Origin of the sequence: Streptomyces sp. HmicA12 (genome assembly GCF_000373565.1) — a bacterium.
In the GTDB taxonomy this organism is placed as follows: Bacteria; Actinomycetota; Actinomycetes; order Streptomycetales; family Streptomycetaceae; genus Streptomyces.
Map to the genome: position 1 here is coordinate 16,493 of NZ_KB891810.1, position 21,820 is coordinate 38,312.

The window sequence follows — 21,820 nt, forward strand, 5'->3', positions numbered from 1 at the left end:
GCGATCCGGAGGAGTGCAGTGGCAGCCAATGACCGGGCGGCAGCTCCCGGCAAGTCCGCCGGGAGTTCCGGTGCGGACGGCCTGATGCGCGCCGCACTGAGCGCGGTGGCGCCGGGTACGGCGCTGCGCGACGGCCTGGAGCGCATCCTCCGCGGCAACACCGGAGGGCTCATCGTCCTCGGCTCCGACAAGACCGTCGAGTCGATGTGCACCGGCGGTTTCGTCCTGGACGTCGAGTTCACGGCCACGCGCCTGCGCGAGCTGTGCAAGCTCGACGGCGGCATCGTGGTCTCCTCGGACCTCGGCAAGATCCTGCGGGCCGGTGTCCAGTTGGTGCCGGACCCCACGATCCCCACGGAGGAGACCGGCACCCGCCACCGCACCGCGGACCGCGTCAGCAAGCAGGTCGGGTACCCGGTCGTCTCCGTCTCGCAGTCGATGCGGCTGATCGCCCTGTACGTGGACGGGCAGCGGCGGGTCCTGGAGGACTCGGCGGCGATCCTGTCGCGCGCGAACCAGGCCCTCGCGACCCTGGAGCGGTACAAGCTGCGGCTCGACGAGGTCGCGGGGACGCTCTCCGCGCTGGAGATCGAGGACCTGGTCACCGTCCGGGACGTCACGGCCGTGGCCCAGCGCCTGGAGATGGTGCGGCGCATCGCGACCGAGATCGCCGAGTACGTCGTGGAGTTGGGCACCGACGGACGGCTTCTGGCGCTGCAGCTGGACGAGTTGATCGCGGGCGTCGAGCCCGAGCGCGAGCTCGTCGTGCGGGACTACGTGCCCGAGCCGACCGCCAAGCGTTCCCGGACGGTCGACGAGGCGCTGGCCGAGCTGGACTCGCTGCACCACGGCGAGCTGCTCGAACTGCCCATCGTGGCGCGGGCCCTGGGGTACACGGGGTCGCCCGAGGCGCTGGACTCGGCGGTGTCGCCGCGCGGGTTCCGGCTGCTGGCCAAGGTGCCGCGGCTGCCCGGGGCCATCATCGACCGCCTCGTGGAGCACTTCGGCGGTCTCCAGAAGCTGCTCGCCGCCAGCGTGGACGACCTGCAGACCGTGGACGGCGTGGGCGAGGCCCGGGCGCGCAGCGTGCGCGAGGGGCTGTCGCGGCTCGCGGAGTCCTCGATCCTGGAGCGGTACGTGTAGCTCCGCCGGTTGAGCGGACTCGGTTCGTCCTGCCGCTTCCGGTCAGCCTCGGGCTTTCCGTCGTGGTGGGCCGGTGGTCCTGCTTCGCGCAGTTCCCCGCGCCCCTGCCGGGGCGCATCCCGACCGGCGTCGAAAGGTCTCAGTCCGCCTTCAGGACGAACGACGTCTGGGTGCCCGTCAGTTGAGCGCCCTTGACCTCCACCAGGTACGTACCGGGCGTCGCCGAACCCGCGGGCGGCGTCGCGCACTTCGGGGCGCTCGGGCGGAGGTCCCAGGTCAGGGTGTGCGTGACCTTGCCACCCGCCGGGACGCGCAGCAGCAGGCCGCCGTTGCCGGACGGGCAGTCGTCCGACGACCAGAACTCCTTGTCGCCGTCCGCCTTCGTGATCGTGACGACCGCCGTCCGCGGGCCGAGATCGACCTTGCAGGACTTGTCCGTGGAGTTCTTGGCGGCCAGCTCGATCCGCGGCTTCTCCCCGGGCGCGTACGCGTTGTGGAGGCTGCGCACCGCCAGTGTCACGCCGCCCGCCGTGCAGTCGGGCAGCTTCGACCCGGCCGGGACCTGGTCGCCCGACGCCGTGCCACCGCCGCTGCCCGCGCCGTCGCCGCCGCCCGCCGAGTCGTCCGCGCCGCCCGATCCTTCGGAGCCGCCAGAGCCGGAGTCGCCCGACCCGTCACCGGAGCCGCCGCCCGAGCCCGAGCCCGAACCGCCCGACGTGTCGCGCCCGCCGGGGTGTTCGCTGATCGCGGGGCCCGTGCCGGACGGTCCCGGCGTGATGGACTGCGTCGGGTGCTTGCCGTTGTTCCCGCCGGCGCCGTTGTTCCCGCCCCCGCCGCCCACGGTGACGATCCACACGATCAGCAGCGCGAGGAGCGCGACGACGGACGCCAGAACGACCCTCCGGCGCCAGTAGATGGAGGAGGGAAGCGGCCCGATCGGATTGCGCAGAGAACCCACGGCCCAAACCTTACGAGAGATCGGCCCGTTGTCCGGTGTCCACCCGCCGCACCGCACAGCAAGTTTTCCGGATCATCATCACGCCCCCGTCCCCCAAGGGCCGCACGGACCCCTGTCTTTCGTCAGGTACGGGCATGGACCGACGCAAGATGTGACGCCCCTCCGGCATTGCGTACTGTCCGTCACCATGGGAACCATTGACTCCGATCTCTATCGCGACATCCTGCAGTTCGCCCACGACACTCCTTCGTGGTTCCAGCACCTGATGGAGGTCTGGACCGAACTGGGACTGCTGCTGTTCGCCGTGCTCTTCGTCGTCGCCTGGTGGCGGGCGCGGCGCGGTGACCCGCGGGCTCTTGCCGTCGCGGTACTCGCTCCGCTGGCCACCGCGGTGGCCTACGTGTGCAGCGAGTTGATCAAGTCGGGGATCGACGAGGACCGGCCCTGCCGCGCGGTGAGCGGGGCGCTGGCGCCACTGATCGACTGTCCCGCGTACGGGGACTGGTCGTTCCCGTCCAACCACTCCACGATCGCCGCGGCGGCGGCCGTCGGCCTCGCGCTCGCCTGGCCGAAGATCGGCTGGCTGACGGTGCCGATGGCGTTCCTGATGGGGTTCTCGCGGGTCTTCGTGGGCGTGCACTACCCGCACGACGTCGCGGTGGGTTTCCTGCTCGGCACGCTGGTCGCCTTCCTCGTCGTACGCCTGTGCACGCGGCCGGGGACGCGGCTCGTCGAAACGATGCGGGGGTCGGGCAACGGCCTTGTGCGCTGGTTCGCGGGCCCGGGTCCTGCCGGAGCCCGCACGGACGGCCCGTCGGGGCCGTCGCACCGGCGCGGCGCGCATCGCCGCTGAGACCTCCGCCTCCTTACCGTGAGCGGGCCCTGACGATGCGTCACATTCAATGACGGGCGCTACGTCAGCAGGCCCGCTTCGTACGCCACGATCGCCGCCTGTACGCGGTTCTTGACCTCCAGGCGGTCGAGGACGGCGCTGACGTACGTCTTCACCGTGCCCTCCCACCAGGTGCAGGCGCCCGGCGATCTCCGGGTTCGACAGGCCGGCGCCCACCAGGGCGAGAACCTCGCGCTCGCGCGCAGCACCGCCCAGAGCGCGAGGTCCGCGAGAGGAGCGGCGGGGCGGTATCGGGGGTTCACCTCATCGACGGTACAAGCGGCACCGGGGCCACCACCCCCTGCCGATCGTCAGGGGTCCGCCACCGCCCCGCACAGCCCTTCGCCCCCAGCCTCGGCCCGCCGCCGCGACCTCGCCGAACGCCACGGCCCCCGGGCGGTCCCAGCACGCCACGGCACGACGGCAAACCGGCGGCCCGGGTGACAGAGCCGGTGGCGCGCGCCCCGGCGGGGGGCCCGGCCATGGCAGGATCGGAACTGCCATGACTGCGCCCACGAAGCCCACAGAGACCCCTGTGAACGCACCCGCCGAGCGGACCGATCTTCACGAACCCGTCATCGACTGGTTCACCGAGCACGCCCGCGACCTGCCCTGGCGCCGCCCGGAGGCGGGCCCGTGGGGCGTGATGGTCAGCGAGTTCATGCTCCAGCAGACACCCGTGAGCCGGGTCCTGCCGGTCTACGAGCAGTGGCTCGCGCGCTGGCCGCGCCCCGCCGACCTCGCCAAGGAGGCGCCCGGCGAGGCCGTGCGCGCCTGGGGCCGGCTCGGCTATCCGCGCCGCGCCCTGCGCCTGCACGGCGCCGCCGTCGCCATAACGGAACGGCACGGCGGCGACGTACCCACCGGCCACGCACAGCTCCTCGCCCTGCCGGGCATCGGGGAGTACACGGCCGCGGCCGTGGCCTCGTTCGCCTACGGTCAGCGGCACGCCGTGCTGGACACGAACGTGCGCCGCGTCTTCGCGCGTGCCGTGGCGGGGGTGCAGTACCCGCCGAACGCCACCACCGCCGCCGAGCGGAAGCTGGCCCGCGCGCTGCTGCCGGAGACGGACGACACCGCCGCGAAGTGGGCCGCCGCGTCCATGGAGTTGGGCGCGCTGGTCTGCACCGCGAAGAACGAGGAGTGCCACCGGTGCCCGATCGCCGCGCTGTGCGCCTGGCGGCTCGCGGGCAAGCCGGCGCACGAGGGCCCGCCGCGGCGCGGACAGACGTACGCCGGTACGGACCGTCAGGTGCGCGGCAAGCTGCTGGCCGTATTGCGGGAGGCGGTCGCTCCGGTTCCGCAGACGGCGCTCGACCGGGTGTGGGACGAGCCCGTACAGCGGGCGCGGGCCCTGGACGGCCTGGTCAGCGATGGTCTGGTGGAGCCGCTGGCGGGTGGCCTGTACCGGCTTCCGATGGGCTGAGACCGCGGGCCGTTCCGGAAGTCTTCAGTCGGTTCTCAGCTTCGTTACACAACCGACGGACAGCCGTGCGTTCGTCGAAGGCTGGAACGGACAACGCCGTGACAAGCCCTCCGTAGCTTTTTCCTCAGCGCCGCACACGACCAGTGCGGCACACGGGGAGCAAGTGGAAACGGGAGGCGGATCATCATGGCGCACGGCGGTGAGGTGCTCGAGTTCGAGGAGTACGTCAGGACGCGGCAGGACGCTCTGCTGCGCAGCGCCCGGCGCCTGGTGCCGGACCCCGTCGACGCCCAGGACCTGCTGCAGACGGCGCTCGTGCGGACGTACGGCCGCTGGGACGGCATAGCCGACAAGCGCCTCGCGGACGCCTATCTGCGACGCGTCATGATCAACACGCGGACCGAGTGGTGGCGGGCCCGGAAGCTGGAGGAGGTCCCGACCGAGCAGCTTCCGGAGTCGACGATCGACGACTCCACCGAACAGCACGCGGACCGCGCCCTGTTGATGGACATCATGAAGGTGCTGGCTCCGAAGCAGCGCAGTGTCGTGGTGCTGCGACACTGGGAGCAGATGTCCACAGAGGAGACGGCCGCCGCCCTCGGCATGTCGGCCGGAACCGTGAAGAGCACGCTGCACCGGGCCCTGGCCCGGCTCCGCGAAGAGCTGGAGAACCGGGACCGTGAGGAGCCGGTGGCGGGCGCGCTCGACCGTCGTGAGGAGCGGGAGCGTTGCGCGGCCTAGGCCTACGTGCCTCTGGGATCGGGTTCCGTGGAGCCTTGAGAAGAACCCTGCGGAGGACTCTGCGAAGGGCTCTGCGGGTGGCGAAGGCGGGAAGTTCGGTGATCGCCGGGCTCGCCGCCCTCGGGCTCTTCGTCGGAGCCCTCGCGGCCTGTTCGGCGGGCGGCACCGGCGCGCGTGACGAGGGCCCGGCCCGCACCGACCCGGTCGGCTCGACCGCGCCGGCCGCCACCGTGAGCCCCGCACCGGCCGACTCGCCGTCGGCGTCGGCGGCCCCGTCGCCCTCCGCGACCCCGGCCGCGGTGAACGCGGTGCGTCTGGTGAAGGCCGACCCCAGGGTCAGCGCCGACATCAAGCGCGACCTCAAGCCGTGCGTGGCCAAGGAGTACCCGGTCGACGTGAGCTACGGGAACCTGACCGGCGGATCCTCGAACGACATCGTGGTCAACGTGATGACCTGCGGCGACGCGGTGGGCATCGGCACGTATGTGTACCGCGATGTGGACGGTACGTACAAGAATGTCTTCCAGACCGAGGAACCCCCGGTGTACGCGGAGATCGACCGAGGTGATCTCGTAGTCACCAAGCAGGTGTACGAGAAGGGGGACTCCGTCTCCTCACCGTCGGGCGAGGAGGTCCTCACGTACCACTGGACCGGAGGCCGCTTCACCGAGGTGGACCGCACGCACAACGACTACAGCCACACGGTGGACGGGGAGTCGCCCTCCCCCGCCGAGGACGGCTGAGCCGGCTGAGGGCCGAGAACGGAAATGGGAGAGCACCACATGGCTGAGCGCAAGGGCGAGCAGACCCACGTCCTGTTCGTCGAGGACGACGACGTCATCCGCGAGGCCACCCAGCTCGCCCTGGAGCGCGACGGCTTCGTGGTCACCGCCATGCCGGACGGGCTCGCGGGCCTGGAGGCGTTCCGGGCCGACCAGCCGGACATCGCCCTGCTCGACGTGATGGTTCCCGGGCTCGACGGTGTCTCGCTGTGCCGCCGCATCCGTGACGAGTCGACCGTCCCCGTGATCATGCTCTCCGCGCGCGCGGACTCCATCGACGTCGTGCTCGGCCTGGAGGCCGGGGCCGACGACTACGTGACCAAGCCGTTCGACGGGGCCGTGCTCGTGGCCCGGATCCGCGCCGTGCTGCGCCGCTTCGGGCACGCGGGCGGCGCGTCGGCCGGAGGCAGCGGCGGCACGCGGGAACCGGCCGACGCCGCCGGTGGCGCCCTGCACTTCGGCGACCTGGAGATCGACACGGAGGGCATGGAGGTGCGCCGGGGCGGGGAGCCGGTGGCACTGACCCCCACCGAGATGCGGCTGCTCCTGGAGTTCTCCTCGGCGCCCGGCACGGTCCTCTCCCGCGACAAGCTCCTGGAGCGCGTGTGGGACTACGGCTGGGGCGGTGACACCCGCGTCGTCGACGTCCACGTCCAGCGGCTGCGCACCAAGATCGGCCAGGACCGGATCGAGACGGTCCGCGGGTTCGGCTACAAACTGAAGGCCTGAGCGGGTCGATGGGACAGCCGATGGGACAGCCGAACAGGCTGATGGGACGGGAGATATGAGAGGGACCGGCCCGGCTTCCGGGGCGGAGCGGCTCTCCGGCCTGCTGCCGCGGCGGGTGCGGCACAGTCTGCGCAGCGGTGTGCGCTGGAAGATCAGCGTGGCCATCGCCCTGGTCGGCGCGCTCGTCGCCCTCGCGCTCAGCCTGGTCGTGCACAACGCCGCGCGGGTCTCGATGCTGGACAACGCACGGGACGTACAGGACGAGCGGATCCAGTTCGTGCAGCGCCAGTACGAGGCGCGGCCGGGCGGCAATCTGCCGGTCGGCTTCGCGGTGAACGACCCGCTCCTGCCCACCGAACTGCGCGCCAAGGTGCTCAGCGGCCGCCGCGCCACCTATGTGTCGGAGCCGTCCGACGGCGTGCCCGACATCTGGGCCGCGGTCCCGCTCGCGGACGGCGACATCCTCTCGGTGCACACCCGGTTCACCGACCGCAGCGCCACCGTGATGAAGGACCTCGACCAGGCCCTGATCATCGGCTCCATCGCGGTCGTCTTCGGCGGCAGCGCGCTCGGCGTGCTCATCGGCGGCCAGCTCTCGCGCCGCCTGCGCAAGGCGGCGAGCGCGGCCCGGGAGGTCGCCCAGGGGCGTACGGACGTCCGGGTGCGGGAGGCCATCGGCGGGGTCGTGCGCGACGAGACCGACGATCTCGCGCGGGCCGTGGACGCGATGGCCGACGCCCTCAAGCAGCGCCTGGAGGCCGAGCGGCGGGTCACCGCCGACATCGCGCACGAGCTGCGCACCCCGGTCACCGGGCTGCTCACCGCCGCCGAGCTGCTGCCGCCGGGCCGGCCGAGCGAGCTGGTCAAGGACCGGGCGCAGGCGATGCGCACCCTCGTCGAGGACGTCCTCGAAGTGGCCCGTCTGGACAGTTCGGCCGAGCGGGCCGAGCTGCAGGACATCATGCTGGGCGAGTTCGTGAGCCGCCGGATCGCGGCCCGTACCTTCGACGGCATCACGGTCAGCGTGATCCACGAGTCCGAGGTGACCACCGACCCGCGCCGCCTGGAGCGCATCCTGTTCAACCTGCTGGCCAACGCGGCCAAGCACGCCCGCCCGCCGATCGAGGTCAGCGTGGAGGGCCGGGTCGTCCGGGTCCGCGACCACGGCCCCGGCTTCCCCGAGGACCTCCTGGAGGAGGGCCCCAGCCGCTTCCGCACCGGCGCCGCCGACCGCGCGGGCCACGGCCACGGTCTGGGCCTGACGATCGCGGCGGGCCAGGCCCAGGTGCTCGGCGCCCGGCTCACGTTCCGCAACGTACGACCGCCGGGCGCGGACCCCGGCACCCCGGCGGAGGGGGCGGTGGCGGTGCTGTGGCTGCCCGAGCACGCGCCGACGAACACCGGCAGCTTCCCGATGGTGCGGCTGCCCGGCACCACATGAGCCGGCGCCTCAACGCCCCTGGGCCATGAGCGAGTCGGCGAGCCGCGCCGCCTCCGCCTCGCCCAGCGGGGCGTGTCCGAGCAGGAACCGGTACCAGAAGACCCCGTACACCTGATCCACCATCAGGTCGAGGTCGCAGTCGGCCGTCAGCTCGCCGCGCTCCCGGCCCCGTTCGAGCACGGTGCGCAGCGCGGCCCGCCGCGCACCGGTGAACTCCCGCATCAGCTCGGCGAGATGGGGGTCGTGCGCCGCCTCCCGTACGAGGGTGCGCAGGGCCGGGGCGACCGGCGGGCGCTGCGCTCCCGCGAACGTGGCGGCGACCACCGCCCGCAGGTCGTCGCCGAGCGCGCCCGAGTCCGGCACGGGCGCGGCCGTCTCGGCCCGTTCGGTGAGCGCGTCGAGCAGCACCGCTCCCTTCGAGGGCCACCACCGGTACAGCGTCTGCTTGCCGACGCCGGCCTCCTTCGCGATGGCGTCCACGCTCACCGCCGCGCCGTCCGCTTCCGCGAGCAGCCGCAGCGCGGCGTCGAGGACGTCCCGGCGCGCCTCCTCGTTGCGCCGACGCCCGGTGTGGGCTCGCTCAGCACTCACATCGACTCACCTTTTCCGTTTCCGTACGCCGGTCGCCGCGGCCCTCTTCCGGAGAACCACTTGACGAGACCATCGGTCTCGACAACACTTACTTTACCGAGACCGTCAGTCTCGTCAATATCCCCGCCGCACCGGGCCTCCGCCAGGGCACCGGGAACCACGGGGACCAGGGGAACTACGAGGACAGGGTCACCATGACTTCTGCAACACCCTCCACCACCCGCACCGACACCTCCACCGCCCACGTCGTGGTCATGGGCGGCAGCTCCGGCATCGGCGAGGCCACCGCCGCCCTGTTCGCGGCGAGCGGCGCCGAAGTCACCATCACCGGCCGCGACCGGGCCAAGCTCGACGAGGCGGCCGCCCGGATCGGCGGCAAGACCACCACGTACCGCATGGACGCCACCGACCAGGCCGACATCGACGCGTTCTTCGCCACCGTCGCGCCCGTCGACCACCTGGTCGTCGCGGTCAGCGGCGCGGCGGGCAGCGGCGCCTTCGCCGAGCTCGACCTCGACGACCTGGCACACGGCTTCGACGCCAAGTTCTGGCCCCAGCTCCGCATCCTTCAAGCGGCGTTGGCGCACCTGACCGAGTACGCGTCGGTCACCCTCATCACGGCCGCCTCCGCCCGCGCCGCCTTCCCCGGCACCGCGGGCCTGGCCGCGATCAACGGCGCGCTGGAGGCGATGATCCCGCCGCTCGCCGTCGAACTCGCCCCGCGCCGCATCAACGCCGTCTCCCCCGGCGTCATCGACACCCCCTGGTGGGGCCGGGTCCCGGAGGAGCAGCGCAGGGAGCTGTTCGCGGGGCTCGCGGCGACGACCCCGGCGGGCCGCGTCGGCCGCCCCGAGGAGGTGGCGCGGGCCATCAACTCCCTTGCCACGAACGGCTTCATCACGGGCGTGGTCCTGGACTGCACCGGCGGGGCGAACCTGGCGACGGGGCGCTGAGCCCGGCTGTCCGCCGCGGGCGCGAGAAGCCCCACCGGCCCGCGGTCGCACGACAACGGCCACCCGGCGGACGAGAACGCGAAACGGCCCCCGGCGCCAAGGCGCCGGGGGCCGCTCGAAAAGGGGAACCTACTCGGCCGGAGCCGGAGCCGGAGCCGCGGCCGGCGCGGGCGCGGGCCCGGCCCCGCGCAGCGCGACCTCCTTCACGAACAGGGCGGTGACGAGCGCGACGATCGCCACCACGGCCCCGAGCAGGAACGCCGAGTGCATCCCGGAGGAGACCGCGTACTTGTACGCCTCCTGCACCGGCGCGGGCAGCAGATCGAGGTGCGCCGCGTCCAGCTGCGCCGACTCCCCGATGGCCTTGCCGCCGAGCGCACCCGCCCGCTCGGCCATGACGTCGTTCACCCTGTTGTTGAACAGCGCGCCCATGATGGCGACACCGAACGACGAGCCGAGCGTGCGGAACAGGGTCGTGGACGACGACGCGACGCCCATGTCCTTCATCTCCACGCTGTTCTGCGCGACCAGCATGGTGATCTGCATCAGGCAGCCCATACCGGCGCCGAGCACGGCCATGTAGACGCCGGCCGTGAACCGCGAGGTCTCCGTGTCCAGCTGCGCGAGCAGGAACAGCCCGGCGACCATCAGCACGCCGCCGACGATCGGGAACACCTTGTACTTGCCGGTGCTGGTGGTGATCCGGCCCGCGACCAGCGAGACGATCATCATCGACAGCAGCATCGGGAGCAGCAGCAGACCGGAGTTGGTCGCCGACGCGCCCTGCACGGACTGCTGGTACAGCGGCAGGAAGAGCACCGCGCCGAACATCACGAAGCCGGTGACGAAGCCGATCAGGGACATCAGCGTGAAGTTGCGGCTGCGGAAGATGTGCAGCGGCAGGATCGGCTCGGCGGCCCTGGTCTGCGAGAACACGAACCCGACGAGCGCGGCGACGCCGAGCCCGATCAGCTCCATGATCACGGCGGAGCCCCAGGCGTACTCGGTCCCGCCCCAGGTGGTCACCAGCACGATCGAGGTGATGCCGACCGTCAGCAGCGCGGCGCCGAGGTAGTCGATGGACCCGCTCGCCCGCTTCTTCGGCAGATGCAGCACGGCGGTGATCATGACCAGCGCGACGGCGCCGATCGGCAGGTTGATGTAGAAGGCCCAGCGCCAGCCGAGGTGGTCGGTGATGGTGCCGCCGACGAGCGGCCCGCCGATCATCGCGAGCGCCATGACGCCGGCCATCATGCCCTGGTACTTACCGCGTTCCCGGGGCGGGATCAGGTCGCCGATGATCGCCATGACACCGACCATCAGACCGCCGGCGCCGAGGCCCTGGACGGCCCGGAACGCGATCAGCTCGCCCATGTTCTGGGCCATGCCGCTGAGCACGGAGCCGATCAGGAAGATGACGATGGAGGTGAGGAAGGAACCCTTCCGCCCGTACATGTCGCCGACCTTGCCCCAGATCGGCGTGGAGGCGGCGGTGGCGAGCGTGTACGCGGTGACGACCCACGACAGGTACTTGAGCCCGCCCAGTTCACCGACGATCGTCGGCATCGCGGTGCCCACGATCATGTTGTCGAGCATGGCGAGCAGCATGGCCATCATCAGCGCCATCAGCACGACGCGCACACTGCGCGGCTGTTTGCCCTGATCCGGCGGTGCCACCTGCTCCCCGCGGTCCACTGCGTAATCGGCCTGCGCCATGACCCCCACCACTCCCACTTACTTGCCGCCCGGCTAGTTCCCTACAATGAGGAAGGTAGGGCGACAACTAGCCGGTCGTCAAGTAAGTTTTTTCCCAAGGGATCCCGAGGGAACGGCGAGCAAGGGGCACAGATGGTCACGGGCAGCAGCAAGCCGCAGCAGCGTCGCGGGGACACCCGCCAGCGGATCCAGGACGTGGCCCTCGAACTCATCGCCGAGCAGGGCTACGAGAAGACGTCCCTGCGGGAGATCTCCGAGCGTCTCGGCGTCACGAAGGCGGCGCTCTACTACCACTTCAAGACCAAGGAAGACATCCTGGTCAGCCTCTTCACGGACCTGATGACGCCGATCGACGACCTGATCGGCTGGGCCAAGGAGCAGCCGCGCCCCGTCCCTCTGGAGACCAAGCGGGAGATCCTCACCCGCTACAGCAAGGCGCTGTCCGGCGCCGCCCCGCTCTTCCGCTTCATGCAGGAGAACCAGGCGCAGCTGCGCGAGCTGAGCATCGGCGAGAACTTCAAGGACCGGATGCACGACCTGCTCGACCGGCTGCTGCCCGAGGACGCCTCGCTCACCGACCGCGTGCGCTGCTTCAGCGCGCTGTTCTCCATGCACGCCGGGATGTTCGTCCTCAGGGACGTCGAAGGCGACCCCGAGGACAAGCGTCTGTCCATCCTCGAGGTCGCCACGGACCTGGTCACCCAGGCCCACAAGAGCTGACGTCAGCGCGTCACACCTTCACGCCCTTCGCGTTCATGAAGGCGACGGGGTTCACGGCGGAGCCGTAGTTCGGCGTCGTACGGATCTCGAAGTGCAGGTGCGGTCCGCTGGAGTTGCCGGTGCTGCCGGACAGCGCGATGTGCTGGCCCGTCGAGACGGTCTGGCCGACGTGGACGTCGATCCGCGACAGGTGCGCGTACTGGGAGTACGTGCCGTCGGCGTGCTTGATCACGATGGCGTTGCCGTACGCGGGGCCGTCACCGGCGCCGTTGGGGCCGGCCTTGACGACGGTGCCGCCGTGCACGGACATGACGCCGGTGCCGGTCGGCACGGCGAAGTCCTGGCCGGAGTGGTGACCGGTGGCCCACATGCTGCCGCCCTGCGCGTAGCCCGCGGAGAGGGTGTAGTGCGCGACCGGGTCGACCCAGGAGGCGGCCTTCTTGGTGGCGGCCTGCTCGGTGGAGGAGGCGGCCTTGGCCTGGGCGGCGGCCTGCGCCTTGACGGAGGCGGCGGCACCGCTCGGCAGCGCGGCGGCCTGGGTGTCGGCGGCGAACGCGGCCCCGGTGCCCAGAACGGCGGAGACTCCGAAACCGGCGGCCACGACGGCGGCACGCTTGCGGAGCATCGACGTACCGGGACGGTGGGACTGGGTGCGCTTCGACATGGGAGACCTCTTCGAGCTTCGGGGACATTCGGGTCCTGCCGCCCTCCGACGGATGAGCGGACCGGAGGGCGAGAAAGGGACCCGGCACACGTCCTCGTGCTGCCGGGTCGGCCATCCCTTGGTAACCCCCACCCCCGGCCCCGCCCAAAAGCCCGATCTACTACCCGGCCTCGTACGTCAGCCCGGGCCGGAGGTCCCCTTGACACCTCCGTCGCACCCCTCCCGGTTTGACGGATTTATCCACCGATTCATGGTTTAGCCGCACCTCGAGCGCGCCTGCCGAAGCCACTCAGGGGTCGACACCTCACCCGACCCAAGAAACGGACATATCGACTAAACCCATCGACTGCGTAACAGTCGGCCCACGAGCAGCCTGCTCCACTATTTCGCCTAGTACCGGACAAAACGGCTGTGCGGCATGTCACCGGAGGCCAAGATCCAACCCCGCGCGAATGTGACCGGCACTACGCTCCTGGCCCATGGATCCCGCTGTGCTCGGCACCCGGCTGGCCTCGAGCGTGCTCGTCCCCGCACTCCGGAAACTGATCGTCCGGGAGGGCCCGGGCGCCGGCCTCACCGACCGGCCCGTACGCATCTCCGGACTGGTCTCCTTCCGCGGCGAGCAGCGCACCGTCACCGGCCGGGACATCGAGCGCCTCGCCCGCCGTCTGGTCACCGCCGCGCTCGACGGACCGGGCGAGCCACCGTTCCCGCCCGCCGAGACCGAGGCCGTCGTGCACGCGCTGGCCGACACCCTGCACGCACTCGGCGACCTGGCCATGGACGACGTACAGGCGGTCCGCCTCGGCCCGGCCGAACTGGCCCGCGCCCTGCGCCGCGCGGCCCCCGACCCCGGCCTGTCCGCCGACGCGGACCACTTCCTCGGCACGGTCACCGGCTGGGCGTGCGAACACCTGGTGCAGTTCTTCACGCAACGCTCGACCTTCGTGGCCCGCACGCTGGTCGAGCAGAGCCGCGGACAACAGGAACTCCTCGCGAAGACGGACGAGCTGATCCGCCGCACACCCCCCGCCGACGCCACGGACACCTCCTTCGAGCAGCGCTGTCTCTCCTACGTCGCCGAACGCCACCGGCACCTGACCATCTACGGCATCGACCTGCGCGACGCCCCCGAGCGGTGGCCGCTGGAAGTGGCGTACCTGAGCCTGGAGGCGACGGCCGCGCCCCGCGACTCCTTCGACGCCCTTCCCGAAGCGGCCGCCGCACCGGCCCGGATCCGCGCCGAGGACGCGTTCGCCGACGGTCACGAGCGGGTGCTGCTGCGCGGCGAGGCGGGCTCGGGCAAGACGACGCTGATCCAGTGGCTGGCGGTCACCGCGGCGGCCTCGGGGGACCGGATCCCCTTCGTGCTCCCCCTGCGCACCCTCGTCCGCGCCGACGCGCTGCCCGCCCCGGCCGCCTTCCTCTCCGCGGTCGGCTGCCCGCTGACCGCCCCCGACGGCTGGGCCGAGCGGGTCCTCACCGCCGGGCGCGCCCTGGTCCTCGTCGACGGGCTCGACGAGATCCCGGCCGCCGACCGGCACCGCGTCCGCGACTGGCTGACCGCCCTGATCGGCGCGTACGCGGGCAACCGCTGGCTGCTCACCTCCCGCCCCACCGCCGTGCGCCCCGACTGGCTCGCCGACGCCGGCTTCCGCGAGGTGCTCCTGTCGCCGATGCGGCCGGCCGACGTCGCCACGTTCGTCCACCGCTGGCACACGGCCGCGGACGCGGGCTCGTACGAGCCCGCGCTCATGGACTCCCTGCGCACCAAGCGCGACCTGGCCCGGCTCGCCACCAACCCCCTGATGTGCGGCCTGATCTGCGCCCTGCACCGGGAACGGCGCGGCTACCTCCCCACCGGCCGCAAGGAGCTGTACGACGCCGCCCTCTCCCTGCTGCTGACCCGCCGCGACCGCGAACGCGGCATGACCGGCGTCGACCTCGGCGAGGAGGCCCGGCTCGACCTCCTGCAGCACCTCGCGTACGCGCTGACCCTGAGCGGGCGCACGGAGATGAGCCGCGCCGCGGCCGAGGCGGCCCTGGACCGCCGCCTCCCCTCCGTCACCTCGGCGGCGGCCCTGGGCGACGCACCGGCCGTCCTGTCCGCCCTGCTCCTGCGCAGCGGCCTGCTGCACCAGCCCGCCGAGGGCGTCGTCAGCTTCGTGCACCGCACGTTCCAGGACTACCTGGGCGCCCGGTACGCCGTCGAGGACGGCCACGCCCTGCCCTTCGTCCAGCGCCTCGCCGACGACCCGCAGGGCGAGGACGCGATCCGCATGGCCGTGGCCCACGCCCGCCCCGGCGAACGCCCGCCGCTGCTGCGCGAGTTGCTCTCCTCCGGCACCCCGCGCCTGACCCTGCTGGCCCTGGCCTGCCTGGAACACGCGACGACACTGGACCCGGTGGTGCGGGCCGAGGTGGAGCGGGCGGCGAGCACGCTGATCCCACCGCGCACGGTCGAGGACGCGCGGGCCCTGGCGGAGGCGGGCCCGCTGGTCCTGGAACTGCTGCCGGGCCCGGCGGGGCTGAGCGACGAGGAGGCGCACGGGGTGACGGTCACGGCGTCGATCCTGGGCGCGATGGACCCGACGGGGGCTCTGGGAGTACTACGGCGGTTCCGGGAACACCCGGCGCTGGACGTGCGGCGTCAACTGGTCGGTACCTGGCATCGGTTCGGCGCCCAGGAGTTCGCCGACGAGGTGCTGACCCACGTGGACCCTGCCGGCCTGTTCCTCTGGGCCGATTCGCCCGAGCAGGTAGCCGCGCTGCGCACGATGAGGCCTTGGCCCGAGCTGACAGTGAAGGGCCCGCATCGGCTGGACACCCTGGCCGCCACGCTCCCGGACCCCGCGGCGGTGACGTATCTCAGCGCCCGGTACAACCCATGCCTGGACGACCTGGGCGTGTTCACCGCGTTTCCCGCGCTGACAAGCATCTGGATCGAGGGGTGTTCGGCAGCGACGGGCTTCGGCCGGCTGGCCGCCCTACCGTTGACCCGGCTCGGATTTTCACGCTGCTCCAGCCTCGACGGGCTGGAACAACTCGATTCCCTCGAGAGGTTGTCCATATTCGATCTCGAACTCCCGGGCGGCTCTCTGGCCGACAGCCTGCCGGTGACTGCTCCCCTGGAGTTTCTGTTCCTGGGTCGGCACACCACCGACATGACCGGGCTGCGGGGCCTGCACCACTGGCCCACGCTCACCCGACTCAGTCTGGGGCCGGTCGTGACGGCACCGACAGCACGCGACTGGGAGTACGTCGCCGCGCTTCCGGCCCTGTCGACTCTCTATCTGGACGCCGTCTTCTTCCGCGACCACGGGGAGTCCTTGCGGATGCTGCCCGAACTGCCCGGCATCACGACGCTCGTCCTGAGCAGCATGATCGGCGACGAGGACGTCCGCGCGTTGGCGCCGCGTCTGCCCAACCTGCGCCACGTGAGCCTGCAGACCGCCCCTGGCGCCGACGTCCCCCTGGACCGCTATGCCCCGCTGTTCCCCGACGCCGAGGTGTTGCTGTTCCCGCGCTGAATGCGGGCATACGAAAAGGGGGCCGGTGCCCAAAAGCACCGGCCCCCTTTTCACAGGCTCACCCCGGAAGGGCTACGCCTCCTTGCTCAGGTTCGGGCCCGCGCCGCCACCGGCGGCCTGCTCGATCGGAGGAACGTCCGGCAGCGCCGACTTCTCCTCGCCGCGGAAGGTGAAGGTCTTGTTCTCGCCCTCGCCCTCCGTGTCCACGACCACGATGTGACCCGGACGCAGCTCGCCGAAGAGGATCTTCTCCGAGAGGGTGTCCTCGACCTCGCGCTGGATCGTGCGACGCAGCGGCCGCGCGCCCAGCACCGGGTCGTAACCCTTCTTGGAGAGGAGCTCCTTCGCGGACTGGGAGAGCTCGATGCCCATGTCCCGGTCCTTGAGGCGCTCGTCCACCTTGCCGACCATCAGGTCGACGATCTGGAGGATGTCGTCCTGCGTGAGCTGCGGGAAGACGACGACGTCGTCGACACGGTTGAGGAACTCGGGACGGAAGTGCTGCTTGAGCTCGTCCGAGACCTTGTTCTTCATGCGCTCGTAGTTGGTCTTCGTGTCACCCGTGGCCGCGAAGCCCAGGTTGAAGCCCTTCGAGATGTCACGGGTTCCAAGGTTGGTCGTCATGATGATGACCGTGTTCTTGAAGTCCACGACACGACCCTGGGAGTCGGTCAGACGACCGTCCTCCAGAATCTGCAGCAGCGAGTTGAAGATGTCCGGGTGCGCCTTCTCGACCTCGTCGAAAAGAACCACGGAGAACGGCTTGCGCCGCACCTTCTCGGTCAGCTGACCGCCCTCTTCGTAGCCCACGTAACCGGGGGGCGAACCGAAGAGACGCGACACCGTGTGCTTCTCGCTGAACTCCGACATGTCGAGGGAGATCAGCGCGTCCTCGTCACCGAAGAGGAACTCGGCGAGCGCCTTGGACAGCTCCGTCTTACCGACACCGGACGGGCCGGCGAAGATGAACGAGCCACCGGGACGCTTCGGGTCCTTCAGACCGGCGCGCGTACGACGGATCGCCTTCGAGAGCGCCTTGACGGCGTCCTTCTGGCCGATGACGCGCTTGTGGAGCTCGTCCTCCATGCGCAGCAGGCGCGAGGACTCCTCCTCGGTCAGCTTGAAGACCGGGATACCGGTCGCCGTGGCCAGGACCTCGGCGATCAGCTCGCCGTCGACCTCGGCGACGACGTCCATGTCGCCGGCCTTCCATTCCTTCTCGCGCTTGGCCTTCGCCGCAAGGAGCTGCTTCTCCTTGTCGCGCAGCGAGGCCGCCTTCTCGAAGTCCTGGGAGTCGATGGCCGACTCCTTGTCACGACGCACGCCCGCGATCTTCTCGTCGAACTCGCGGAGGTCCGGCGGCGCGGTCATCCGGCGGATGCGCATCCGGGAACCGGCCTCGTCGATCAGGTCGATCGCCTTGTCCGGCAGGAAGCGGTCCGAGATGTACCGGTCGGCCAGCGTCGCGGCCTGGACGAGGGCCTCGTCCGTGATCGAGACGCGGTGGTGGGCCTCGTACCGGTCACGCAGACCCTTGAGGATCTCGATGGTGTGCGGCAGCGACGGCTCCGCGACCTGGATCGGCTGGAAGCGGCGCTCGAGGGCCGCGTCCTTCTCCAGGTGCTTGCGGTACTCGTCGAGCGTGGTGGCACCGATGGTCTGGAGCTCACCGCGCGCCAGCATCGGCTTCAGGATCGAAGCCGCGTCGATGGCGCCCTCGGCGGCACCCGCACCCACGAGCGTGTGCAGCTCGTCGATGAACAGGATGATGTCGCCGCGGGTGCGGATCTCCTTGAGCACCTTCTTGAGGCGCTCCTCGAAGTCACCGCGGTAGCGGGAGCCGGCGACCAGCGCGCCCAGGTCAAGCGTGTACAGGTGCTTGTCCTTGAGCGTCTCGGGCACCTCGCCCTTGACGATGGCCTGGGCGAGACCCTCGACGACGGCGGTCTTGCCGACGCCGGGCTCACCGATCAGGACCGGGTTGTTCTTGGTACGGCGCGACAGGACCTGCATGACGCGCTCGATCTCCTTCTCGCGCCCGATGACCGGGTCGAGCTTGGACTCACGAGCGGCCTGCGTCAGGTTGCGGCCGAACTGGTCGAGGACCAGGGACGTGGAGGGCGTGCCCTCGGCAGGACCGCCGGCGGTGGCGGTCTCCTTGCCCTGGTAACCGGAGAGCAGCTGGATGACCTGCTGCCGCACCCGGTTGAGATCTGCGCCCAGCTTGACCAGGACCTGGGCGGCGACGCCCTCGCCCTCACGGATCAGGCCGAGCAGGATGTGCTCCGTGCCGATGTAGTTGTGGCCCAGCTGAAGGGCCTCGCGGAGCGACAGCTCCAGGACCTTCTTGGCACGGGGGGTGAAGGGGATGTGGCCGGACGGGGCCTGCTGGCCCTGACCGATGATCTCCTCCACCTGCTGGCGGACCGCCTCGAGCGAAATCCCGAGGCTCTCCAGGGCCTTAGCGGCGACACCCTCGCCCTCGTGGATCAAGCCCAGGAGGATGTGCTCGGTGCCGATGTAGTTGTGGTTGAGCATCCGGGCTTCTTCCTGAGCCAGGACGACAACCCGCCGCGCGCGGTCGGTGAACCTCTCGAACATCGTTAATCGCTCCTCAGAGCGGTCAGGCAGTAAGGGGGCTGTCCCCTCCCTGTCCTTCCGCAGCTTAGTCCCGCAAGCGGGGACCGCTCATTCCAACTGCCGACACCCGGCCGAGAACTAGAGGTGCCTCCTGTCCCCGAACGCCGACATCTGCTCCAACCCGATGGTGCGAGACGATGTTCCCGCAGGCCAGGCAGATACCCACCTCGCCACTACGCCGATGGCGAACGCGAGATGCCCGAGCCGAGCGTGTCGCCCCTCCCACTAGGGATGTCTTACCCGCACGGACTGACACTCCATGCGGCGCGCGCCGGTTCCCTCCGCTACGGGCGAACATCCTTGCGCGACAGAACACCCCCGTACGCCCCCATTCCGGACACGTTCCGCATTCAAGTGGCGACTGCGCGTAACTCCGGGGTGCTTCTGGAGGTTGCTCCTGGCATGGTCGCCTTCCCCGCCCCGCGCCGGCCGCTCGAGGCCGTCCCCCCGGTCCCGTCGGTCCAGCAGTGGTACGAGGACGAGCTGGGCTGGGCCACGGCGGCAGGCCCCGAGGGGCTGCGGCTGCGCACGGGGCTGCGTTTCGACGTCCTGGAGGTCCCGGCCGACGCCGGCTTCCGGATGCTGCGCAGGCTGGATCCCCGCTCACCGGTGGCGTTGTGCGGGGAAACGATGCAGCTCCTGGTGGCCGCGGGCAGCGCGGACGAACTTCCGGGGCTGCTCGACTGGCTGGAGTGGGGCTCACTGCCCCTGGACCTCGTCGCGGTCGGGGCGGGCGGATTCATCGACGCGCCGACGCCGCCGGGCAGGACCGGCTCGCAGGAGGCCGCCGTGTGGGTGCGGCCCCCGGAGCCCGGACGCGAGGTGGAGCCGGTGCTGCCGGCCCTGACGAGCCTGTCGGCCGTCTCGACCTGGTCGGTCGTGGGGGGCGGTGGGGGCGCCCCCGATCTCGTACGACTCGTGGACACGGCGGCGACCCACTGCCACCGGGCCCGACTGCTCCGTGCATCCACGGAGGCGGATCGTCAGCCGTTGGCCTTCTCGTAGGCCTCACGGATGGAGGCGGGGACGCGGCCGCGGTCATTGACCTCGTAGCCGTTGTCCTTCGCCCACGCGCGGATCTGCGCCGTGTCCTGGTTGCCACCCGACGCGGCGCGCGCCTTGCCCCGGCCGCTCGCGGCACGGCCACCGGTGCGCCGGCCCGCCTTGACGAACGACTCGAGGGCGCTACGGAGCTTGTCCGCGTTGGCGGTGGTGAGGTCGATCTCGTACGACTTGCCGTCGAGCGCGAACGTCACGGTCTCGTCCGCCTCGCCGCCGTCGAGGTCATCGACAAGAAGGACCTGAACCTTCTGTGCCACCGGATTTCCTTTCATCGAAATCTGAAGGGCCGGCCCCCCTGCGACCGCGGCCGCTGTTTCGCCGTCCCCTTGTTATATGCAGTACTGCAGTACGTCGGAAAGCAAACCGCTTTTGCGGGGAAAACACAAACCCCTGGCTGAGATCCAGGAGAGATCTCGGAGTTGTACGCTGCCCAGCCGGGCCGAAAACATGCGCGTTTCGGACATAGGGGCCCGCACCCTGTGTGCTTGCGGGAACGTTGCCGGAATATCGGACGGCGACGATCACAGATGCAGAAGCATCCGGCTGTTGCCCAAGGTGTTCGGTTTCACTCGTTCGAGACCGAGGAACTCCGCGACGCCCTCGTCATAGGAACGCAGCAGCTCGCTGTAGACATCGGTGTCGACCGTATCGACGGGCGTCTCACCGATCTCCACGAAGCCGTGCTTCGCGAAGAACTCGACTTCGAAGGTGAGACAGAAAACCCGGCGAACACCGATCCAGCGGGCGGTCTGCAGCAGCTTCTCCAGGACCAGATGCCCTACTCCCGCACCCTTGACCTGTGGATTCACCGCGAGAGTGCGGACTTCCGCCAGGTCTTCCCACATGATGTGGAGCGCTCCGCAGCCGACCACCTCGGCGTTGTCGTCGCGTTCGGCGACCCAGAACTCCTGGATGTCCTCGTAAAGCGTCACCGTGGCTTTGTCGAGCAGGATCCCGTGTCGGCTGTACGCGTCGAGCAGTCGGCGCACCGACGGCACATCGACGGTCCGCGCCCGGCGGACGGTGACGGCTTTAACGGTGGAATCGGGTCCTGGGGCGACTTCGGGGAGCTCTGCTGGCATGTCCGGACGCTATCGCCCGGGCTCCTGTGCCGCTTCTCCGGGTGGCGGGACTTCGGGCGCGGGTTCCGGCGCGGCTTCCGGCTGCACGATGCGCATCGCGTCCCTGAGGGCTTCGCGCTGCTGCTGCGACATCATGCCGAAGAAGGCCACGAGCGCGGCGGCGGGGTTGTCGCTCTGCGCCCACGCGTCGTTCATCAGCGCGGCCGAGTAGGCGGCCCGGGTGGAGACGGCCTCATATCGATAAGCCCGGCCCTCCGCTTCACGGCGGACCCAGCCCTTCTGATGGAGATTGTCCAAAACGGTCATGACCGTCGTGTAGGCGATGGACCGTTCCTGCTGCAGGTCCTCCAGGACTTCTCTCACCGTCACCGGGCGGTTCCACTTCCACACCCGCGTCATGACTGCGTCTTCTAGTTCTCCCAAGGGGCGCGGCACGAGCAGCACAATAGTGGGAGAAGTCGGCAATTCAGCGGCGGACGTGGCGAGAGATCGCGGACAGCCTCAAACAATGACAAAAGGGGCGCCCCGTGGGCGCCCCTGACCGTGGTCGCGGCGGTGTGGTGCGGTGCGGCGGGTCAGCCGCTCTGGGCCTGCCGGGCGGCCTCGGCGCGCGCGAGGGCGGCGTCGACGGCCGCGTCTTCCTTGGCCTTCTTGTCGCCGCCCTGCGACTTCACGATCGTCACGATCAGGCCGATGAAGAACGCGGCCATCACTACCGGGGGCACGAGCGCGGAGACGTAGTCCATGCCC

At 70.6% G+C, this 21,820-nt stretch carries 20 protein-coding genes and 1 pseudogene; 11 read left to right on the forward strand and 10 right to left on the reverse strand.

The window, feature by feature from the left end:
* The first annotated feature begins 18 nt into the window (after positions 1-18).
* On the forward strand, positions 19-1,143 hold the full coding sequence (gene disA / locus B072_RS0120710; RefSeq protein WP_026246085.1) for a DNA integrity scanning diadenylate cyclase DisA: 1,125 nt from the start codon (positions 19-21) through the stop codon (positions 1,141-1,143).
* A gap of 139 nt (positions 1,144-1,282) precedes the next feature.
* Here disA and B072_RS0120715 read toward each other — a convergent pair whose 3' ends face one another.
* Positions 1,283-2,101 (reverse strand): hypothetical protein, encoded by an 819-nt coding sequence (locus B072_RS0120715; RefSeq protein ID WP_018531888.1) that lies wholly within the window; start codon positions 2,099-2,101, stop codon positions 1,283-1,285.
* Positions 2,102-2,288: 187 nt separating this feature from the next.
* On the opposite strand from B072_RS0120715, the gene B072_RS0120720 reads away from it, so the two are divergent.
* Positions 2,289-2,954 (forward strand): phosphatase PAP2 family protein, encoded by a 666-nt coding sequence (locus B072_RS0120720; protein WP_043244360.1) that lies wholly within the window; start codon positions 2,289-2,291, stop codon positions 2,952-2,954.
* 59 nt (positions 2,955-3,013) lie between these two features.
* Here B072_RS0120720 and B072_RS46605 read toward each other — a convergent pair.
* A pseudogene (locus B072_RS46605) lies at positions 3,014-3,194 on the reverse strand (response regulator transcription factor); the annotation flags it as partial.
* Between the two features lie 301 nt (positions 3,195-3,495).
* Here B072_RS46605 and B072_RS0120730 point away from each other — a divergent pair.
* The 5 genes from B072_RS0120730 (at position 3,496) to cseC (ending at position 8,112) form a co-directional block, all read left to right on the forward strand.
* Positions 3,496-4,419, forward strand: a complete 924-nt coding sequence (locus B072_RS0120730) for an A/G-specific adenine glycosylase (protein WP_026246087.1) — start codon at positions 3,496-3,498, stop codon at positions 4,417-4,419.
* 186 nt (positions 4,420-4,605) lie between these two features.
* On the forward strand, positions 4,606-5,160 hold the full coding sequence (locus B072_RS0120735; protein WP_018531892.1) for a SigE family RNA polymerase sigma factor: 555 nt from the start codon (positions 4,606-4,608) through the stop codon (positions 5,158-5,160).
* Between the two features lie 77 nt (positions 5,161-5,237).
* The gene (locus B072_RS0120740) at positions 5,238-5,903 is read left to right on the forward strand and encodes a hypothetical protein (protein WP_018531893.1); all 666 of its coding nucleotides are present in this window, start codon (positions 5,238-5,240) and stop codon (positions 5,901-5,903) included.
* A 39-nt stretch (positions 5,904-5,942) separates the two neighbouring features.
* Positions 5,943-6,671 carry a two-component system response regulator CseB gene (gene cseB / locus B072_RS0120745; RefSeq protein WP_018531894.1) on the forward strand — a complete coding sequence of 243 codons (729 nt, stop codon included), beginning with the start codon at positions 5,943-5,945 and terminating at the stop codon, positions 6,669-6,671.
* Positions 6,672-6,726: 55 nt separating this feature from the next.
* Positions 6,727-8,112: a two-component system sensor histidine kinase CseC gene (gene cseC, locus B072_RS43615; protein ID WP_018531895.1), complete on the forward strand. Its 1,386-nt coding sequence runs from the start codon at positions 6,727-6,729 to the stop codon at positions 8,110-8,112.
* A gap of 9 nt (positions 8,113-8,121) precedes the next feature.
* On the opposite strand, the gene B072_RS0120755 is transcribed toward cseC, so the two are convergent.
* Positions 8,122-8,703, reverse strand: coding sequence for a TetR/AcrR family transcriptional regulator (locus tag B072_RS0120755; protein WP_018531896.1), 582 nt, complete (start codon positions 8,701-8,703; stop codon positions 8,122-8,124).
* Between the two features lie 194 nt (positions 8,704-8,897).
* On the opposite strand from B072_RS0120755, the gene B072_RS0120760 reads away from it, so the two are divergent.
* Positions 8,898-9,656, forward strand: a complete 759-nt coding sequence (locus B072_RS0120760; RefSeq protein WP_018531897.1) for an SDR family oxidoreductase — start codon at positions 8,898-8,900, stop codon at positions 9,654-9,656.
* Positions 9,657-9,785: 129 nt separating this feature from the next.
* Here the strand turns inward: B072_RS0120760 and B072_RS0120765 are convergent, their stop codons facing one another.
* Positions 9,786-11,372, reverse strand: a complete 1,587-nt coding sequence (locus B072_RS0120765) for an MDR family MFS transporter (protein WP_018531898.1) — start codon at positions 11,370-11,372, stop codon at positions 9,786-9,788.
* Between the two features lie 132 nt (positions 11,373-11,504).
* Between B072_RS0120765 and B072_RS0120770 the strand changes: the two genes are divergently transcribed.
* On the forward strand, positions 11,505-12,092 hold the full coding sequence (locus B072_RS0120770) for a TetR/AcrR family transcriptional regulator (RefSeq protein WP_018531899.1): 588 nt from the start codon (positions 11,505-11,507) through the stop codon (positions 12,090-12,092).
* A 10-nt stretch (positions 12,093-12,102) separates the two neighbouring features.
* Here the strand turns inward: B072_RS0120770 and B072_RS0120775 are convergent, their stop codons facing one another.
* Positions 12,103-12,756 carry a M23 family metallopeptidase gene (locus B072_RS0120775; RefSeq protein WP_018531900.1) on the reverse strand — a complete coding sequence of 218 codons (654 nt, stop codon included), beginning with the start codon at positions 12,754-12,756 and terminating at the stop codon, positions 12,103-12,105.
* A gap of 479 nt (positions 12,757-13,235) precedes the next feature.
* Between B072_RS0120775 and B072_RS0120780 the strand changes: the two genes are divergently transcribed.
* The gene (locus B072_RS0120780) at positions 13,236-16,286 is read left to right on the forward strand and encodes an NACHT domain-containing protein (RefSeq protein ID WP_026246089.1); all 3,051 of its coding nucleotides are present in this window, start codon (positions 13,236-13,238) and stop codon (positions 16,284-16,286) included.
* A 72-nt stretch (positions 16,287-16,358) separates the two neighbouring features.
* On the opposite strand, the gene B072_RS0120785 is transcribed toward B072_RS0120780, so the two are convergent.
* Positions 16,359-18,887: an ATP-dependent Clp protease ATP-binding subunit gene (locus B072_RS0120785; protein ID WP_018531902.1), complete on the reverse strand. Its 2,529-nt coding sequence runs from the start codon at positions 18,885-18,887 to the stop codon at positions 16,359-16,361.
* A 441-nt stretch (positions 18,888-19,328) separates the two neighbouring features.
* On the opposite strand from B072_RS0120785, the gene B072_RS0120790 reads away from it, so the two are divergent.
* Positions 19,329-19,931: an SCO3374 family protein gene (locus B072_RS0120790; protein ID WP_018531903.1), complete on the forward strand. Its 603-nt coding sequence runs from the start codon at positions 19,329-19,331 to the stop codon at positions 19,929-19,931.
* On the opposite strand, the gene B072_RS0120795 is transcribed toward B072_RS0120790, so the two are convergent.
* From B072_RS0120795 to B072_RS48725, 4 genes are all read right to left on the reverse strand, one after another.
* On the reverse strand, positions 19,910-20,245 hold the full coding sequence (locus tag B072_RS0120795) for a histone-like nucleoid-structuring protein Lsr2 (protein WP_018531904.1): 336 nt from the start codon (positions 20,243-20,245) through the stop codon (positions 19,910-19,912). The two genes, B072_RS0120790 and B072_RS0120795, sit on opposite strands and share 22 nt — an antisense overlap.
* 264 nt (positions 20,246-20,509) lie before the next feature.
* Positions 20,510-21,070 (reverse strand): amino-acid N-acetyltransferase, encoded by a 561-nt coding sequence (locus tag B072_RS0120800; RefSeq protein ID WP_026246090.1) that lies wholly within the window; start codon positions 21,068-21,070, stop codon positions 20,510-20,512.
* A 9-nt stretch (positions 21,071-21,079) separates the two neighbouring features.
* The gene (locus B072_RS0120805; protein ID WP_078506515.1) at positions 21,080-21,505 is read right to left on the reverse strand and encodes a BlaI/MecI/CopY family transcriptional regulator; all 426 of its coding nucleotides are present in this window, start codon (positions 21,503-21,505) and stop codon (positions 21,080-21,082) included.
* 140 nt (positions 21,506-21,645) lie between these two features.
* Complete coding sequence (locus B072_RS48725) at positions 21,646-21,816, reverse strand: hypothetical protein (RefSeq protein WP_018531907.1); 171 nt, start codon at positions 21,814-21,816, stop codon at positions 21,646-21,648.
* Between the last annotated feature and the right edge of the window lie 4 nt (positions 21,817-21,820).

Coding starts and splice junctions, on each gene's coding strand:
- B072_RS0120780 (WP_026246089.1), top strand. CDS start 13,236: ATGGATCCCGCTGTGCTCGGCACCCGGCTGGCCTCGAGCGTGCTCGTC.
- B072_RS0120790 (WP_018531903.1), top strand. CDS start 19,329: ATGGTCGCCTTCCCCGCCCCGCGCCGGCCGCTCGAGGCCGTCCCCCCG.
- B072_RS0120800 (WP_026246090.1), bottom strand. CDS start 21,070: ATGCCAGCAGAGCTCCCCGAAGTCGCCCCAGGACCCGATTCCACCGTT.
- cseB (WP_018531894.1), top strand. CDS start 5,943: ATGGCTGAGCGCAAGGGCGAGCAGACCCACGTCCTGTTCGTCGAGGAC.
- B072_RS0120785 (WP_018531902.1), bottom strand. CDS start 18,887: ATGTTCGAGAGGTTCACCGACCGCGCGCGGCGGGTTGTCGTCCTGGCT.
- B072_RS0120720 (WP_043244360.1), top strand. CDS start 2,289: ATGGGAACCATTGACTCCGATCTCTATCGCGACATCCTGCAGTTCGCC.
- B072_RS0120730 (WP_026246087.1), top strand. CDS start 3,496: ATGACTGCGCCCACGAAGCCCACAGAGACCCCTGTGAACGCACCCGCC.
- B072_RS0120770 (WP_018531899.1), top strand. CDS start 11,505: ATGGTCACGGGCAGCAGCAAGCCGCAGCAGCGTCGCGGGGACACCCGC.
- B072_RS0120760 (WP_018531897.1), top strand. CDS start 8,898: ATGACTTCTGCAACACCCTCCACCACCCGCACCGACACCTCCACCGCC.
- cseC (WP_018531895.1), top strand. CDS start 6,727: ATGAGAGGGACCGGCCCGGCTTCCGGGGCGGAGCGGCTCTCCGGCCTG.
- B072_RS0120775 (WP_018531900.1), bottom strand. CDS start 12,756: ATGTCGAAGCGCACCCAGTCCCACCGTCCCGGTACGTCGATGCTCCGC.
- B072_RS0120735 (WP_018531892.1), top strand. CDS start 4,606: ATGGCGCACGGCGGTGAGGTGCTCGAGTTCGAGGAGTACGTCAGGACG.
- B072_RS0120765 (WP_018531898.1), bottom strand. CDS start 11,372: ATGGCGCAGGCCGATTACGCAGTGGACCGCGGGGAGCAGGTGGCACCG.
- B072_RS48725 (WP_018531907.1), bottom strand. CDS start 21,816: ATGGACTACGTCTCCGCGCTCGTGCCCCCGGTAGTGATGGCCGCGTTC.